Here is a 15,919-nt window from a genome sequence, read left to right on the forward strand (position 1 = left end):
CCGCGATAGCGTTCTGCCTGACACACCGCTATCGCGGCCTCGCGGTGCTCGTGCGCTCCTACAGGGTCCTCATTTACCCTGTGACTGCGCGATGGGATCAATCCCCGCGAATGTACTGCTCCAGCTGTTCGATCAGGCTGGCCTGCTCGGAGATGGCTTCTTTGACCAGGTCGCCGATGGACAGCAGCCCCAGCAGTTGACCTTCTTCCACGACCGGCAGGTGGCGCAGGTGGCTGTCGGTCATGATGCCCATGCAGGTTTCGACGCTTTGCAGGGAGTCGACGGTGATCACCTTGTTGCTCATGATCGCGCTGACCGGGGTGCCGACCGAGGAGCGGCCCTGAAGGACCATCTTGCGTGCGTAGTCACGTTCACTGACGACGCCCACCAGCTTGCCGTTGTCTACCACTGGCAAGGCACCGATGTTTTTCTCGGCCATGAGCCTGAGGGCATCGAGCACCATCTGGTGGGGGGAGATGGTGTGGACCTGCTGATTGGACGACGCCTTGAGCTTGAGCAGTTGCGCAACGGTTTTCATTTGTTGTTCTCCCATGACGACCCGAGGCGGCGTAGGGCGGCCTGACAGTCTGCCAACAGCATCTTAGACCACGCCCCGCAGAGCAAGCTGCAAAACCGGATCAGGGCATTAGAAAAGCGCTATTTGTGCAGAATTGCATGCTGGATGTCGTGCAGAGGCATGATGCGCTGCGCGGCATTCAGTTTGATCGCTTCCTTGGGCATGCCAAACACCACGCACGAGGCTTCGTCCTGGGCGACCGTAGAACTGCCCGCGTCGAGCATTTCTTTGAGGCCCCTGGCGCCATCATCGCCCATGCCGGTCATGATGATGCCGGTGGCGTTCTTGCCAGCAAATTTGGCCACCGAGCGAAACAACACATCGACTGAAGGGCGATGGCGGTTAACGAGCGGGCCATCCACTACTTGCACGTGATAAAACGCGCCGCTGCGGGTGACCATCATGTGTTTGCCGCCCGGTGCAATCAGTGCGAGGCCTGGCAGGATGCGGTCGTTGTTTTTCGCCTCGCGCACCTCGATCTGCGACAGCCCGTTAAGGCGCTCTGCGAAGGACGCGGTAAATTTCTCCGGCATGTGCTGGACGATGACGATGCCGGGGCATACCCGTGGCAAAGCGGTCAGCACCGCTTCCAGGGCCTGGGTGCCCCCTGTGGAAGTTCCCAGCGCGACAATTCGCTCGGTGGTCTGGGCCATGGCGTGACCCTGTGCGGCAGGCAGAATCGCATCGGCGCTCAGGCGTGTCGCGGGTGTCAGCACGGGTGCTGGCGCACGTCGGCCGAGGTTTTTGACATTGGCGTTGGCGGCGGCGCGAATCGCGCCTACCAGCTCTGCGGCGGACTCCAGCAGAAAGTTCTTCAGGCCAGTGGTCGGTTTGGTGATGACTTCCACGGCACCCGCCGACATGGCCTGCAGGCTGGTTTCCGCGCCTTTCTGGGTCAGTGACGAACAGATCACTACCGGAGTGGGGCGCTCGCTCATGATTTTCTTCAGGAAAGTAATGCCGTCCATGCGCGGCATTTCCACGTCGAGCACTATCACGTCCGGCCACTCTTTGGCCAGTTTATCCATGGCGAAGATCGGATCGGAGGCTGCACCCATCACATGGATGTCAGGTGTGTCGTTAAGGATACCCAGCAGAACCTGACGAACTACCGCCGAGTCATCGACTAGCAGTACGCTTATTTTTTTCGTCGCCATGTTCCGTGCTTGTCCTTATTGGTTTGTGCCTGACCCACACATGTCCGTTGCAGAGTTCGAAAATGACGTTGCGGTAGCCTGTGCTGCCCATGTCCTGTGCGATCAGGTCCAGGTTATGGCTATCGGCAAGTTGCAGTGCCGCGCTGATGTTCATCCGCGCAACATCGCTGTAATGCACGCCGCGCTTGTGGTGCGGAAACATTTCGCCGCCGCCGAACAGCTTGAGCTGATAATCCTCAGGCGCTGTGCGGTGTGCCTTGGCGTGCTCGATGAACATCTCGATCGCTTCGTCAGCGTATTTACCGTTGAGCACGCCGCATCGGTGAGTCCGGCTGGGTAGCATGAAGTGGCACATGGCGCCGATCTTGCGCACCGGATGCCACAAGGTGATACCTACGCAGGACCCAAGGATGGTGCGGATACGGGTAGGGCTTGTTGCGAAGTGAAAATCGCCGGGTGCCAGAAAGACTTCATCAACGGTGGTTTTCATGGCTTGCGATAGATCGAAGGCGCTACCAGTTTCAGTGCATCGCTGACGCCATTGAGGCTTTCAGAGTGGCTGACAATGAAATACCCGCCGGACTTGAGGCGCGGGAGCAAACGGGCAACAACCTTGATCTTGGTCTCCTGGTCAAAATAAATCATCACGTTACGAAGAAAGATCACGTCGAACTCGCCGAGTTCCGGCAGGGCCTCATTTAGATTGACCTGAATAAAGTTGACCCGGTTGCGCAACCCCCGGTCCACGAGGAAAGTACCGTGCTGATTACCGATGCCTTTGAGGCAGTACTTGTGCAGCAAAGGTACTGGCAGGTTGGTTGCGCGCTCCATAGGGTAATGCCCGGCGCGTGCTTTGGCGAGCACCTGGCTGCTGATATCCGAACCAATGATTTCCCATGGCGTGGTGCCCAGGCTTTCGGCCAGGGTCATCGCCAGGCTATATGGCTCCTCGCCCGACGAACTCGCAGCACTCCACACCCGGAAAGTCTTGCCCGGTGTCGCTTTAGGCAATACCTGCTGGCGCAGAAAATCGAAATGCTTGGGTTCACGAAAAAAGTACGTTTCGTTGGTGGTGAGCAAGTCCAGCGCAACTTGCAGTTCGTCGCTGCGCTGGCCACTCATGATCAGCTTGAAGTACTCGCCGTAGCTTTCCAGCCCATAGTGCTTGAGCCGCTTGAACAAGCGACCCGCAACCAGTGCTTTTTTTGCAGGCGACAGGCTGATGCCCGCAGCCCCGTACAACCAGGACTGAAACTGGCTGAATTCCCTGTCATTGAGCACTGTTCCGTTCACGATATCTGCCTGTCCCTGGTCAGCGTTGTTCGGCGTCGATAGCCGGAATCTGATCAACTTCAGCCAGCTTCGACATTTCGTCGATGGACAACACCTGATCGACTTCCAGAACGATGACAAACTTGCCATCGACCTTGGCCATGCCACTGATGAAGTCGGCGCGGATCTTTGCACCGAAACTCGGTGGCGGCTCGATCTGCGAAGCAGGGATGTCCATGACCGCCGAGACGGTGTCCACCAGCAAGCCGATGTCCTGGGACTGACCGTCCGCAGCACTGGCTTCGATGATCACCACGCAGCTACGGCGGGTGGTGGTCGAATTGGGGCGGCCGAAGCGCGCCGACAGATCCACCACCGGCACGACCGCGCCGCGCAGGTTGATCACCCCGCGGACGAAGGCCGGCATCATCGGTACGACAGTGAGATTGCCGTACTCGATGATTTCCTTGATGCCGAGGATACCGATGGCGAACATCTCGGTGCCGAGCATGAACGTCAGGTACTGCTCCTGCTCCTCAACGACTGTTGCGTTTTGTCGTGTCGTGGCGATTGCGCCCATGTCTGTCTCCTTTCAAGGCAAGCGTGTGGGTGGATCCGCTCAGAATCGAGTGAACTCGGATTCATCCGGAGTGCTTGCCATGTTGTACGCAAACGATTTCTGCGGCGCTTGCGTAGCCGGGCGAGACGGCTTGCGGCTTGAAGTCCCTGAGGAGTTATCAAACTTCGCTGGCTGGTTGGCTGCTTTTGGCGCCGCGTCCAGGGTGAAGAAGCTCATGGCCTGCTGCAGTTGTTCAGCCTGGCTACTCATCTCCTCGGCTGTGGCGGCGAGTTCTTCGCTGCTCGATGCGTTCTGTTGCGTAACCGAGTTGAGCTGGGTCATGGCCGTGTTGATCTGCGCGACACCGGCAGCCTGTTCTTCAGACGCAGCGCTGATTTCCTGCACCAGGTCCGAGGTTTTGTTGATGGACGGCACCATCTCGTTGAGCAGGTTGCCGGCTTTCTCTGCCATGTCGACACTGCTGGAAGACAGTTCGCCAATTTCCTGCGCGGCCACCTGGCTGCGTTCTGCGAGCTTGCGCACTTCAGCGGCGACCACTGCGAAACCTTTACCATGCTCACCCGCACGAGCGGCTTCGATGGCGGCATTGAGTGCCAACAGGTTGGTTTGGTAAGCGATGTCATCGATGATGCTGATGCGCTGGGCGATCTTTTTCATGGCCACAACGGTCTGCTGTACGGATTCACCACCGTCGGTGGCTTCCTTGGCAGCCTTGCTGGCCATGCCGTCGGTGACTTTGGCGTTCTCGGTGTTCTGGTTGATGCTGGCGCTCATCTGTTCGATGGAGGCGCTGGTTTCTTCAACGCTGGCGGCTTGCTCGCTGGTCGCCTGGCTCATGGACTGGGCGGTAGCACTGACTTCTTCGGAGGCGCTGGCCAGATTGTCGGCCGCGTTACGCACTTCACCGATGATGTGCGATAGCTTGCCCACCATGTTTTGCATGGCGTTGATAACCATGCCGGTTTCGTCTTTCGATCCGGCTTCAATACGAACGTTGAGGTTGCCTTCGGCCAATTGCTCGGCAACCGAAGCGGCTTCTTTCAACGGGCGGGAAATGATCCGCGAGATGAACAGTGCCAGACCCAGGCCGATGACCAGTGCAGCGATCAATACGCCGACGATCGAGACCCGCGCACTGTCGTACAGTGCATCACCGCGCTGACTGGCGGCTTCAGCACCGGCATCATTAAGCTCTACCAGTTTTTGCAGGTCGCCCGTAACCAGGTCGAACTGGCGCTTGGACTCACCCGCCAGCATGGCGCGGGCTTCATCTTCGCGGCTCTGGTTGGACAGGGCCTGCAAGTCCTTGCTGACCGCCAGATAAGCCGCCCAGTCATTTTTTGTGACGGTGAAGAGGCGACGATCCTCGTCGTTGCTCAACAGTTTTTCATAGGTGTCCAGACGAGTTTCGAACTGCTTTCTTTCGGCCGCTGCTTCAAGCGCAATCGCGTTCTTGTCATCGAGGGACAGTGCCGCCACGTGACGGTTTTCCTTGATGCGATAATTCGCGGCGAAGAAACGCATGCCCGACGCGGCGCGCATCGACGGCATCCAGTTATCGCGAATCTCACTGGCAGTGTCGTTCACCTGACCCAGCTGAATGATGGAAAAAACGCCCATGACTGCGGTGAGGGCGAGCACCGTGAGAAATGACGCGATCAACTTTGTGGCGATCTTCAGATCGTAAAACCATTTCATCGGGTGTTACCTCCATGGAAATGCATGTGCATCAACGAGCAGTGGCTGGCGATTGGGCTTGATTAGCGGTGTAGCGTGTTTCTAGATGTACGATTTGGCTGAGCAGAGCTGGAACGTCGAGGATCAACGCCACCGCGCCACTGCCCAGGATGGTTGAGCCGCTGATGCCGCGCAGTGCGCCGAACAGCTTGCCCAACGGTTTGATAACGGTCTGGAACTCGCCCAGCAGATCGTCTACGACCAGTCCCGCCTTGTGCTCGGCATAGCGCACCACCACCACGTTTTGGCGACGTGCGGCAGGACCGTCGTGGTGGAAGTGGTCACGCAGGTACACCAGTGGCAGGACTTCGCCGCGCAAATCCAGATAACCCTGTTCGCGGCTGATCTGACGGTCGTCTTCACTGAGTTCTATGCACTCCTGAACCATGTCCAGAGGGATCACATAAGTGGACTGGCCAATGCCGACCAGGAAGCCATTGATGATGGCCAGGGTCAGCGGCAGGCGGATGCGTATCACGGTGCCCTGGCCCGGCTTGCTGTCCAGATCGACAGTGCCGCGCAGCAAGGTGATGTTGCGCTTGACCACGTCCATGCCCACGCCACGGCCCGAAAGGTTGGTGACGGCCTGGGCAGTAGAGAAGCCCGCTTCGAATATCAGGTTGTAGATTTCCTGATCGGTGAGGGTCGCGCCGGGGGCGATCAGGCCGCGTTCCTGGGCTTTCTCCAGAATCCGGTCGCGATTCAGTCCCGCGCCATCATCGGCGATTTCGAGGACGATACTGCCCGAGTCGTGGTAAGCGTTGAGATGCAGATGGCCCTTGGACGGTTTGCCAGCGGCGAGTCGTGCCTCGGCGCTTTCAATCCCGTGGTCCATGGCGTTGCGCAGCAAGTGCATGAGCGGATCGCCGATTTTCTCGACGACCGTTTTGTCCAGTTCGGTTTCGGCACCGCTGATGATCAGGTCGATGTCTTTGCCCAGCTCCTGGCTGACATCACGCACGACCCGGCGGAAGCGGTTGAAGGTGTCGCCGATGGGGATCATCCGCAGGCGCAACGCACCATCAAGAATTTCCTCCACCAGCCCGGAGACCGTTGAAGTCGACTCCTGCAAAGGGTCGTTGTCGCAGGTGCGGGCTAGCAGGGTGGCACCCGCACTCGCGATGACCAGTTCGCCCACCAGATTGATCAGTTCGTCGAGCTTGTCAGCGTTGACCCGCACGTAACGGCCATCTTTGGCCTTGCTGTCGGCGGGCTTGTCGGCGGAAACCTGCTTGTCGCTGGCAAGCGCTTTTTCACTGGAAAGTTGCGCAGGGACGCGTGGCACTGAACGCTGGTCTTCCAGCAGCTCACCCATCGCGACCATGGACGTGCCGTGTTCTGCGCCTTGAGAAACAAGCTCCGTGCCGGGCTCTGCCTGCTGATTGACCGCATCGCCAGAATCGATCCGGGTAATGTCTACCTGGCATTCATCACGTACAAAGTCGAAGACTTCATTGATCGCTGCGTGGGTTGCGCTGGAGTTGAAGTCGATTTCGAAACCCAGGTAGCAAGACTCTGCGTCCCATGCTTCAAGGGCTGGCAGGTTGTCGGTCAGTGTCTGAATCGCAACGATTTCACCCAGCGTGTTCAGAAAACGCAGGAACGACAACGGGTCCATGCCGTTGCGAAATACGTCCTGACCGAAGCGCAGGGATAGATGCCAAAGCACCGCGTCGGAGTGCCCGGCTGGAGCGTCGCTGTCCGGGATGACCTCTAGCTCTTCGCTGGCCTTGCCGCCGGGTGCCTGATAAGCCTGCAGGGTTTTGCGCAATTCGGCTTCGCGGGCCAACGCGGGCGCTTGTAATTGGCCGCCCTGACTGGCGACCACATCGATCAACTCCAGCATGTGATCGCCGGATTTGAGCAGTACTGCAATCAGACCTGCATCGGCGGCGACACTGCCTTCACGCAAGCGATCAAGCACGTCTTCGACGATGTGCGTGAAGCTGACGATAGGGTCCAGGCCAAACAGGCCGGCAGAGCCCTTGATGGTATGCGCCGCACGGAATATCGCGCCGATGGCGTCATCATTGCCAGGTTCGCTCTCCAGCTGCAGCAATGACTCTTCCATCGCCTCCAACAGCTCGCGAGCCTCGACGATGAACGTTTGTAATGCCTGATCGAGGTTAATGCTCACGTACAGTTCCTTGTCGTGTCGGCCATGGCGGCCGGGCGTGCCGGGTTAAACCGACGGGCCCAGGCCACTCAATTGCAGGGTTTCCAGTACAGCTTTGCTATGCCCGGTCAGCGTCAACGCGGTCCCGGCACGGGAGGCCTCACGGGTGACCATGATCAGCAGTTGCAGGCCCGCGCCGTCCATTTCGGTGATCTGCGACAGATCGATCTGCATCTGCGGCGTCGCGCCCAGCTTCGGCAGCAATTGGGCGGACAATTCCGAGGCGGTATAGATGGTCAGCTCACCGTCGATGTTCACGTGTGCCGTGTCATTGAGTATTTCGCATGCAAGCGGCATCGCTACCTCCCGGGTATCAGCATCAAGTAGCAGGCAATCAGGGCAGAATCAGTTTGGAAACCGCTGCGAGCATCTGCGCAGGCTGGAACGGCTTGACGACCCAGGCCTTGGCGCCAGCAGCCTGGCCTTCCATTTTTTTCGATTCCTGAGATTCGGTGGTGAGCATGATGATCGGCGTGAATTTATAGCTGGGTAACTTCTTCACCTCTTTGACGAAGGTGATGCCATCCATGTTAGGCATGTTCACGTCGCTGATGATCAAGTGCACTTTCTGACCGTTGAGCTTGCTCAGTGCGTCTCGGCCGTCGCTTGCTTCGATAACGTCATAACCTGCGCTTTTCAGTGCGATGCCGACCACTTGTCGAACGCTGCTGGAGTCGTCGACGACCAATATGTTTTTAGCCATGTGGCTCTCCTAAAAAAAGGTTATTTCTTGTGAATTCTGTTGTCCGGCGCTGCTGCCGTGATGCGTGTTGCGCTGCTCGTCGGTGGCGTAGGTTGCTTCCATACGTGCGAGCCAGCTGCGTGCATCAATCGCCACTGCCTGATCAGGTGCCTGTGTCGCCTGCTGCAAATGCGCGTGCAGGTCGTCAATGTTGTCCCGAACGTGAACCAGTATCTGGCTGACCCGATCCTGAAATTGCAGGCTGACCAGCACCTCAGTCATTTCGTCGCGGATACCGAAGCTTTCCTGTTGAAGCATTTCGGCAGACTCAGCGAGGCGCTCGGTCACGCTCTTGAAGCGCTCCAATACACGCTGAATAGTGTTTTCAGAATTCACTACCGAGTTGCTGTCCAGGTCCGCGCCACTGGAAGCAGCCTGCACCAGTTGGTTAATGGCACTGTTGATGATGTCGACCTTGGCGGACATCTGCTGACCGGTCTCACTGGACTTGCTCGACAGGCTGCGTACGGCGTCGGCAACCACGGCAAAACCACGACCTGCTTCGCCAGCGCGTGCGGCTTCGATGGCTGCGTTGAGGGCCAACAGGTTGGTTTGCGCAGCAATGGCCGCGACATCCGCCGCCATGGTGCGCAACTCGCCGGTGTAGGCGGTGAGGTTGCGAACCTGAGCGAGGGTTTCGTCGCGGCTGGTCTGTGTGGCCTTGAGGGAGTTGATCACCTGCACCAGGTCGTTGTCGCTTTGTGCGAGAACCTGCAATGCGCCATCGTTGTTTTGCCCACCCAGGTCACCCGCCGCATGTTGCGACGCATGCACCGTTTCCTGAAGTCGCGAGGAAATACCGGTGAAGCGACCGGTCAGGGTCACAATGGCGGTTTCGGTCTGTTGCCGCGAGCTTTCTACCTGCTTGGCCCAGATGGGCATTGCGCCGAGCAAGACTTCGTTGATCTGGGCATTCGATTGCAGCGATGCGCCTTCAGCCGCTTGCTGATGATGCAAGGCTGTCGCCTGGGCGATGGCCAGCAGTTTGCGATTTTGACTGGCGGCAGCGAAGAGGCCCGTGGCGACGCCAGCAGCCAGTACGGCAGCGCTTAAACCAATGTTCAATTGGGTCGGTGCTGACAGCAAAAGTGCTGCGCATCCTGCTACTGCAGGCACCAGTGGAAACCAGAGGAAGAGCGTTTGGCGGTCTTGACCAGGAGAACTACCGTTTTGGCTCGGCGTCATGGTTCGTTCCTTGAACTGCTACAAAGGATGATTTGCGAATATCTGGTTATCTGCTAGTACGACTGAGACTTTAGTCACATTTATGACGCCAATCGTCGGGCAATCGGACAGGCACACACCTCATTCGAGTGGCTTTTTCTGACGACCTTGTTTTTTTGATGTGTGTTTTGCCTTTATTTACGGGGGTTTCCCTGATTTGGGGTCAGGAAAAAGCGTAGCAGCGCAATTTCAAACACGGAAATATTTTGTCGTTAATAGACGGAACTATTTTTGGTTTTGTTGTCACGCAAGCTGCCTGATTTTTGTAAGAACTGCCGCAGGCCTTGTAGGAGCCAACTTGTTGGCGAGACGGAATTTCTGACGACGCAGGTCCGACGTCTCGCCAACAAGTTGGCTCCTACAGGTCCTGTGGTGTCTGTCCCATCAACCAGGTGGTGTTACCGCGCGTCCACCGGGCGGCCCCATAACTCCATCACGTAGTCGACAAAGCTGCGTAGTTTGGGCGACCTGTAGCGATCCCGGGGGTAAAGCAGATTCATCGGGCGACACGGCAACTGGTAATCAGGGAGCAGGGCAACTAGCCTGCCATCTGCCATGTCTTCGCGCACCAGCGCATCAGGCATCATCACGATCCCCGCTCCGGCGCGAGCTGCCTTGTGCAGGCCAGCGGAGGTATTCATCGTGATCGGCCCGCTGACCGGAACCAGCACCTCACCATCCGCACCCGTCAAACGCCAATGCTTTTCAACCGAACTCCAGTCGTCACCTGCCGGGTAGGCAAATGCCAGGCAGTCATGTTGCTGCAGGTCCATAGGCGCAAGAGGAGTGCCCCTGCGCTGCAGGTACGAGGGGGCAGCGCACAGGGTCAGTGTGTAATCCAGCAGGGGGCGGGCCACCAGGCTTGAGGTGTGGACAGGGCCAAGACGGATAGCAGCGTCGAAACCCTGGCCGATCAAGTCCATGCGCTCGTTACTCCAGACAATGTCGAGCTTGATTTGCGGGTAGCGGCGAATGAACTCGCTGAGCGCCGGGGCGAGGCTTTCCGAGCCGAACGTGAAGGGTGCAGTGATCCGTAATGTCCCTTGGGGCGTGTCCTGAGACTGCGCGGCCAGTTGCTCCGAGTCCGCCACCAGCGCCAGCACGTCGACACAGCGTTGGTAGTACGTTGCACCGAACTCTGTCAGCCCCTGACGCCGGGTCGTACGTTTCAGCAGGCTTACCCCCAGCCTTTGTTCAAGCGCCCGCAGATGGTTGCCGACCATCGTGGTCGACATGCCGCATTCCAGCGCCGCGGCCGTCATGCTGCCTGTCTCGACCACTTTCACAAAAACCGACATTGCCTGGAGTAAGTCCATTATCAAGCCTGACTTTAAAATGATTTAAGAAATTGGCCGTTTATCCAGCTCAGGTTGCTAACGATACTGGAAAAAACCACGCCTGAGATGGAGTTTCACATCATGACCGCCACTTGCCTGATGACCACGTATCAACCCCTTGCGCTGAGCTTTGTTCGCGGTCTGGGTACTCGCGTGTGGGACGATACTGGCCGCGAATATCTGGATGCGGTGGCGGGTGTGGCGGTCACCAATGTGGGGCATTCCCATCCCCGTTTGGTAGCAGCTATCAGCGAGCAGGCGAGTCTGCTGATACACACTTCGAACCTCTACAGCATTCAGTGGCAGCAGCTACTGGCCGAGAAGCTGACCCGGCTGGCGGGTATGGACAAGGCGTTTTTCAATAACTCCGGCGCAGAAGCCAACGAGACCGCGCTGAAACTGGCCCGGCTCTATGCATGGCACAAGGGGATCGAAAAGCCGTTGGTGGTGGTGATGGACAACGCCTTCCATGGCCGCACACTCGGGACCTTGTCGGCCAGTGATGGTCCGGCGGTGCGGCTAGGGTTCAATTCGTTGCCCGGTGACTTCGTCAAAGTGCCTTTTGGCGATCTGCCGGCATTGGACAAAGTGTGCCAGGCCTACGGCAATCGCATCACGGCGATTCTGCTGGAGCCGATCCAGGGCGAAAGTGGTGTTCAGTTAGCCCCGCCGGGTTACTTGAAGGCACTGCGGGAGCTGTGCAGTCGGCGTGCCTGGTTGCTGATGCTGGACGAGATTCAAACCGGTATGGGCCGTACCGGGCAATGGTTTGCTTTCCAGCACGAAGGCATCGTGCCGGACGTGATGACGTTGGCCAAGGGGCTAGCCAATGGTGTTCCGATCGGAGCCTGTCTGGCACGGGGCAAAGCGGCGCAGTTGTTTACGCCGGGCAGCCACGGCAGCACCTTCGGAGGAAACCCTCTGGCGTGTCGGGCAGGCTGCACAGTAGTGGATATTCTCAATGAGCAGCATCTGCTGAGTAACGCCCGTCAGCAAGGTGAGCGGCTACTTGCCGGCTTGCGGGCGGCCCTGAGTGAACACCCGGATGTGCTGGCAATTCGTGGCAAGGGGTTGATGGTGGGCATTGAGCTGAACCGGTCCTTGCCGAATCTCGCAGCGATTGCTGCCCAAGAGCACGGCCTGTTGATCAACGTGACACGGGGCAAAACGATTCGCTTGCTGCCACCCTTGACGATCAATGAGCAGGAAGTTGATGCGATTGTGTCGGGGGTATGCAAGACGCTGGCGTCGTGTACGGGGAGGGAGGAGGTGACTGCTGCGACGCACACCAGGATTAAGTCAGTACAGCCTGCAGTAAACGCATAACCTTTGGGTGCTCACCGAGGTTGCGAGGCCAGCGATAGCGGTTTGTCTGACACGCCGCCATCGCTGGCCTCGTTACCTCGGCTTGGGTCGAATTTGACGGGGCTTTACGTCACCACTCGATAGCAAGGCTCGTAGGCCGCGCCACCGGGAAGTTTCATGCGGTGTTGCTCGACAAACGCATGCAGCAGGCGATCAAGAGGCTCCATGATTTCGGTATCGCCGTGGATCTCGTAGGGGCCATATTGCTCGATCAGACGAATGCCTTTGTCTTTCACGTTGCCGGCGACAATGCCCGAAAACGCACGACGCAGGTTGGCCGCCAACTGGTGAGGCGGCAGTGAACGGCTCAGTTGCAGAGAGGCCATGTTTTCGTGGGTCGGATCAAACGGGTGCTGGAAGCCTTCATCAATTTTCAGCAACCAGTTGAAGTGGAACGCGTCATTGCGGTCGCGGCGGAACTGCTTGACGGCCTTGAGACCGGCAACCATTTCTCTGGCCACTTCAGCGGGATCGTCAATGATGATCTGGTAATGCTTGTAGGCCGACTCGCCCAGGGTGGCGCCGACAAACGCGTGCAGTTGCTCCAGATACGGCGCTGCGCTTCTTGGTCCGGTGAGCACGACCGGGAACGGCAGGTCGCGGTTGTCCGGGTGCATCAGGATGCCCAGCAGGTAGAGGAACTCTTCAGCAGTACCTGCGCCACCCGGAAAGATGATGATGCCGTGCCCGACGCGAACGAACGCTTCAAGGCGTTTCTCGATGTCGGGCAGGATCACCAGTTCGTTCACGATCGGGTTGGGGGCTTCCGCTGCGATGATGCCCGGCTCGGTCAAACCCAGATAACGACCAGCGTTGATCCGCTGTTTGGCGTGGGCGATGGTTGCGCCTTTCATCGGGCCTTTCATCACTCCCGGGCCGCAACCGGTACAGATATCCAGGCTGCGCAGGCCGAGTTCGTGGCCGACCTTCTTGGTGTATTTGTACTCTTCGGTGTTGATCGAGTGTCCGCCCCAGCACACCACCATTTTCGGCTCAAGCCCCGGCCGCAGCGTGCGGGCATTGCGCAGCAGGTGAAACACGTAGTCGGTGATGCCTTGTGAGCTTTCCAGGTCAATACGCTGACTGTCCAGTTCACTTTCGGTGTAGACGATGTCGCGCAGCGCGCTGAAGAGCATTTCGCGGGTGCTGGCAATCATCTCCCCGTCGACGAACGCATCAGCTGGCGCGTTGAGGAGTTCCAGACGTACACCGCGGTCCTGCTGGTGAATACGGACTTCGAAGCTTTCGTAAGCTTCAAGGATGGTCTTGGCATTATCGACATGCGCGCCGGTGTTGAGGATCGCCAGAGCGCATTGGCGGAACAGGGTGTAAATGCTGCCTGAACCGGCGGCGCTGAGTTGCTGTACTTCGCGTTGGGACAATGTTTCGAGGCTGCCTTTCGGGCTTACCGAGGCGTTGATTACTTGTCTTTGGGGCATTCTGAAATCCCTTGAAGAAATGCCGCTGAGCCAATCGGGCTCAGGCGCATCCGGATAATGAAGTCCTGCACGGCCTTGCATGAACGGAGGCGACCGGGCGGGCACATGTGAAGTTGAGCATCGTGGGGCAAAAGCCATCACCACGATTGAAGCGGGTGAAAACCCGGTGACTCAATATCCTCCTTGTCTGAGTTGATGCGGTGCGGTTGGTTCTGCGCGGCCTGATCTGAACAGACACACTCATTCAACCGATGATTCAATTGAGCGTCAACTCCTTACAAGTGAGTGGCTTACAGCCTTCATCCTATACCTGATCAAGTTTTGCCCGCAGCCTTTACTGTCCGTCGCGGGCGGCTGCTGCCAGTACCAGCAGTTTTCCGCTTGCCGGACTTGCGTTTGTTTTTCCAGGGCGGAGAAACTCCGGCAGGGCTCGCAGCAGTGATGACCATCCGCATGCCGATACAACGGCTGACGTGTTTGCTCATCCAGCTGGCCTGTCGCGTGACAAACTCTTCGAGGCTCATCTCGCCAGCCTGGACCATGTCCAGCGCCTGCTCCCAGATAGCCGTGGTGCCTGGATCGGCAATCGCTCGGGGGACCGCATCTATCAGACTGAACGCTGCCGGAGTTGCTGCCAGCGCTTTACCGTTCTTGATCAGGTAACCCCGGTCCAGCAAACCCTGAATGATGCCGGCGCGAGTCGCTTCGGTGCCGATCCCGGTGGTGTCCTTGAGCTTCTGTTTGAGCAGCGGATCTTCTACCAGCCGGGCGACATTTTTCATCGCCTTGATCAGATCGCCCTCGGTGTATGGCTTGGGCGGTTGGGTCCAGAGGTCTTTGAGGGTGATGTCGGCGACCGGGTATTCGCAACCTTCAGCCAGTCTCGGCAATGCTTGTGGAGCCGGAGCTTCGCGACCTTTGACGGGTGTCAGAGCCTCAGGCAGTGCTCGTTTCCAGCCCGGTTCGACAATCAGCTTGCCCGTCGCTCGAAGCTTTTCACCGCCGCAGTCGAAGTCGGCCTGCGTGCGATCGTACTCATGATTGGGCAGGAATTGCGCAAGGTAACGTGCTCTGATCAAGGTGAATACCGCCCGGTATTTACCCGTCAGTTGCTCGAGGAATTTGCCCGCACCCGTGGGGATGATGCCATGGTGGGCACTGACCTTGGCATCGTTCCAGGCCTTCGAGCGCCGACCCGGTTCCAGATGCTTGAGTAGATCGCTCAGTGCCGGATCAGCACGGCCCAGTGCGTTGATGATTCGCGTCGCGTCGCTGTGTTGACTGACCGGCAGATAACCGCAGTCGCTTCGCGGATAGGTGATGACCTTGTGGGTTTCGTAGAGCGATTGGGCGATGTCCAGCGTTTCCTGGGCGCCCAGGCCAAGCTTTTTCGAGCAGATTTCCTGCAGCGTGCCGAGGTCGAAAGGCAGCGGTGCTGATTCGCGTACCCGTTCTGTCCGTAGCTTCAGCAGCCTGGCTCGGGCCGCGTTGCGCATGGCCTCGACGGCGCTCTGCGCCGTTACCTGATTCAGGCAACGATCCTGGTCGTCACACACATCGGGTGCCGCGCGCCATTGTGCGGTGAACGTCTGGTCGTCGTGGCGAAGTTGCACATCGATTGCCCAGAACGGGACAGGGACAAAGTCTGCAATGCTGCGGTCCCGGTCCACCACCAGCCGCAACGTCGGGGTCTGTACGCGCCCGACCGGGAGGACGCCTTGATAACCCGATTGCCGGCCGAGGAGGGTGAACAGGCGACTCATGTTCATACCTATCAGCCAGTCCGCTCGCGAGCGTCCCAATGCCGAGTGGTAGAGGCTGAAGGTTTCGGCGCCGGGCTTGAGGGCGTTCAAGGCCTTGCGGATCGACGCATCGTCCAGCGCCGAGAGCCACAGGCGCTGAATCGGCCCGCGATATCGACAATGGTCCACCAGTTCCCTAGCGATCATTTCCCCTTCGCGGTCGGCGTCGGTGGCGATGACCAGCTCGGATGCTTCGCCCAGAAGTCGCTTCACCGCCTTGAACTGGCTTGCGGTACGCGGTTTGACCAGCATTTTCCATTTTTCCGGGACGATAGGCAGGTCATCCAGTACCCAGCGTTTGTAGCGGGCGTCGTAGCTGTCAGGGGGGGCAGTCTCAAGCAAATGGCCAATGCACCAGGTCACAGTCGCGTCGGGACCGATCCAGCAGCCATCGCCACGGCGCTTTGCGCCCAATACGGCGGCGATATCTTTGGCCTGGGAGGGTTTTTCGCAGAGAAACAGCCGCATGAGTACCATCGATTTTTACGGTTTTGATGGGGTACAGCATGAG

14 protein-coding genes are annotated in these 15,919 nt (G+C 58.4%); 1 reads left to right on the forward strand and 13 read right to left on the reverse strand.

Annotated features, from left to right (window positions below):
* Positions 1-97: 97 nt before the first annotated feature.
* The 11 genes from ACYASS_RS11820 to ACYASS_RS11870 form a co-directional block, all read right to left on the reverse strand.
* Positions 98-538, reverse strand: coding sequence for a CBS domain-containing protein (locus ACYASS_RS11820; protein WP_243248975.1), 441 nt, complete (start codon positions 536-538; stop codon positions 98-100).
* A 119-nt stretch (positions 539-657) separates the two neighbouring features.
* Positions 658-1,734 carry a protein-glutamate methylesterase/protein-glutamine glutaminase gene (locus ACYASS_RS11825; RefSeq protein WP_463586244.1) on the reverse strand — a complete coding sequence of 359 codons (1,077 nt, stop codon included), beginning with the start codon at positions 1,732-1,734 and terminating at the stop codon, positions 658-660.
* Positions 1,697-2,224 (reverse strand): chemoreceptor glutamine deamidase CheD, encoded by a 528-nt coding sequence (gene cheD, locus ACYASS_RS11830; RefSeq protein ID WP_463586245.1) that lies wholly within the window; start codon positions 2,222-2,224, stop codon positions 1,697-1,699. The genes ACYASS_RS11825 and cheD overlap by 38 nt, the downstream gene beginning before the upstream one ends.
* Positions 2,221-3,027: a CheR family methyltransferase gene (locus ACYASS_RS11835; RefSeq protein WP_463586246.1), complete on the reverse strand. Its 807-nt coding sequence runs from the start codon at positions 3,025-3,027 to the stop codon at positions 2,221-2,223. The genes cheD and ACYASS_RS11835 overlap by 4 nt, the downstream gene beginning before the upstream one ends.
* Positions 3,028-3,046: 19 nt before the next feature.
* Positions 3,047-3,586, reverse strand: a complete 540-nt coding sequence (locus tag ACYASS_RS11840; protein WP_243248978.1) for a chemotaxis protein CheW — start codon at positions 3,584-3,586, stop codon at positions 3,047-3,049.
* 39 nt (positions 3,587-3,625) lie between these two features.
* Positions 3,626-5,284 carry a methyl-accepting chemotaxis protein gene (locus ACYASS_RS11845; protein ID WP_463586247.1) on the reverse strand — a complete coding sequence of 553 codons (1,659 nt, stop codon included), beginning with the start codon at positions 5,282-5,284 and terminating at the stop codon, positions 3,626-3,628.
* Between the two features lie 31 nt (positions 5,285-5,315).
* Complete coding sequence (locus ACYASS_RS11850; RefSeq protein WP_463586248.1) at positions 5,316-7,460, reverse strand: chemotaxis protein CheA; 2,145 nt, start codon at positions 7,458-7,460, stop codon at positions 5,316-5,318.
* A 45-nt stretch (positions 7,461-7,505) separates the two neighbouring features.
* Positions 7,506-7,796: an STAS domain-containing protein gene (locus tag ACYASS_RS11855; RefSeq protein ID WP_122664302.1), complete on the reverse strand. Its 291-nt coding sequence runs from the start codon at positions 7,794-7,796 to the stop codon at positions 7,506-7,508.
* Positions 7,797-7,833: 37 nt separating this feature from the next.
* Positions 7,834-8,202, reverse strand: coding sequence for a response regulator (locus ACYASS_RS11860; protein ID WP_243248981.1), 369 nt, complete (start codon positions 8,200-8,202; stop codon positions 7,834-7,836).
* Between the two features lie 9 nt (positions 8,203-8,211).
* Positions 8,212-9,426 carry a methyl-accepting chemotaxis protein gene (locus tag ACYASS_RS11865; RefSeq protein ID WP_463586249.1) on the reverse strand — a complete coding sequence of 405 codons (1,215 nt, stop codon included), beginning with the start codon at positions 9,424-9,426 and terminating at the stop codon, positions 8,212-8,214.
* Between the two features lie 437 nt (positions 9,427-9,863).
* The gene (locus tag ACYASS_RS11870) at positions 9,864-10,781 is read right to left on the reverse strand and encodes a LysR family transcriptional regulator (protein WP_463586250.1); all 918 of its coding nucleotides are present in this window, start codon (positions 10,779-10,781) and stop codon (positions 9,864-9,866) included.
* A gap of 102 nt (positions 10,782-10,883) precedes the next feature.
* On the opposite strand from ACYASS_RS11870, the gene ACYASS_RS11875 reads away from it, so the two are divergent.
* The gene (locus tag ACYASS_RS11875; RefSeq protein WP_463586251.1) at positions 10,884-12,128 is read left to right on the forward strand and encodes an acetylornithine/succinylornithine family transaminase; all 1,245 of its coding nucleotides are present in this window, start codon (positions 10,884-10,886) and stop codon (positions 12,126-12,128) included.
* A gap of 104 nt (positions 12,129-12,232) precedes the next feature.
* Here the strand turns inward: ACYASS_RS11875 and ppnN are convergent, their stop codons facing one another.
* The gene (gene ppnN / locus ACYASS_RS11880; RefSeq protein WP_243248985.1) at positions 12,233-13,606 is read right to left on the reverse strand and encodes a nucleotide 5'-monophosphate nucleosidase PpnN; all 1,374 of its coding nucleotides are present in this window, start codon (positions 13,604-13,606) and stop codon (positions 12,233-12,235) included.
* A gap of 314 nt (positions 13,607-13,920) precedes the next feature.
* Entirely contained in the window at positions 13,921-15,876 is a 1,956-nt protein-coding gene (locus tag ACYASS_RS11885) for a DNA topoisomerase III (RefSeq protein WP_463586252.1), read from the reverse strand.
* Between the last annotated feature and the right edge of the window lie 43 nt (positions 15,877-15,919).

This window comes from Pseudomonas sp. HP_14, from assembly GCF_055283875.1.

Excerpts from the sequence above, each read along its gene's own strand:
- ACYASS_RS11820 (WP_243248975.1), bottom strand. The coding sequence starts at position 538 with ATGAAAACCGTTGCGCAACTGCTCAAGCTCAAGGCGTCGTCCAATCAG.
- ACYASS_RS11825 (WP_463586244.1), bottom strand. The coding sequence starts at position 1,734 with ATGGCGACGAAAAAAATAAGCGTACTGCTAGTCGATGACTCGGCGGTA.
- cheD (WP_463586245.1), bottom strand. The coding sequence starts at position 2,224 with ATGAAAACCACCGTTGATGAAGTCTTTCTGGCACCCGGCGATTTTCAC.
- ACYASS_RS11840 (WP_243248978.1), bottom strand. The coding sequence starts at position 3,586 with ATGGGCGCAATCGCCACGACACGACAAAACGCAACAGTCGTTGAGGAG.
- ACYASS_RS11845 (WP_463586247.1), bottom strand. The coding sequence starts at position 5,284 with ATGAAATGGTTTTACGATCTGAAGATCGCCACAAAGTTGATCGCGTCA.
- ACYASS_RS11855 (WP_122664302.1), bottom strand. The coding sequence starts at position 7,796 with ATGCCGCTTGCATGCGAAATACTCAATGACACGGCACACGTGAACATC.
- ACYASS_RS11860 (WP_243248981.1), bottom strand. The coding sequence starts at position 8,202 with ATGGCTAAAAACATATTGGTCGTCGACGACTCCAGCAGCGTTCGACAA.
- ACYASS_RS11865 (WP_463586249.1), bottom strand. The coding sequence starts at position 9,426 with ATGACGCCGAGCCAAAACGGTAGTTCTCCTGGTCAAGACCGCCAAACG.
- ACYASS_RS11870 (WP_463586250.1), bottom strand. The coding sequence starts at position 10,781 with ATGGACTTACTCCAGGCAATGTCGGTTTTTGTGAAAGTGGTCGAGACA.
- ACYASS_RS11875 (WP_463586251.1), top strand. The coding sequence starts at position 10,884 with ATGACCGCCACTTGCCTGATGACCACGTATCAACCCCTTGCGCTGAGC.
- ppnN (WP_243248985.1), bottom strand. The coding sequence starts at position 13,606 with ATGCCCCAAAGACAAGTAATCAACGCCTCGGTAAGCCCGAAAGGCAGC.
- ACYASS_RS11885 (WP_463586252.1), bottom strand. The coding sequence starts at position 15,876 with ATGCGGCTGTTTCTCTGCGAAAAACCCTCCCAGGCCAAAGATATCGCC.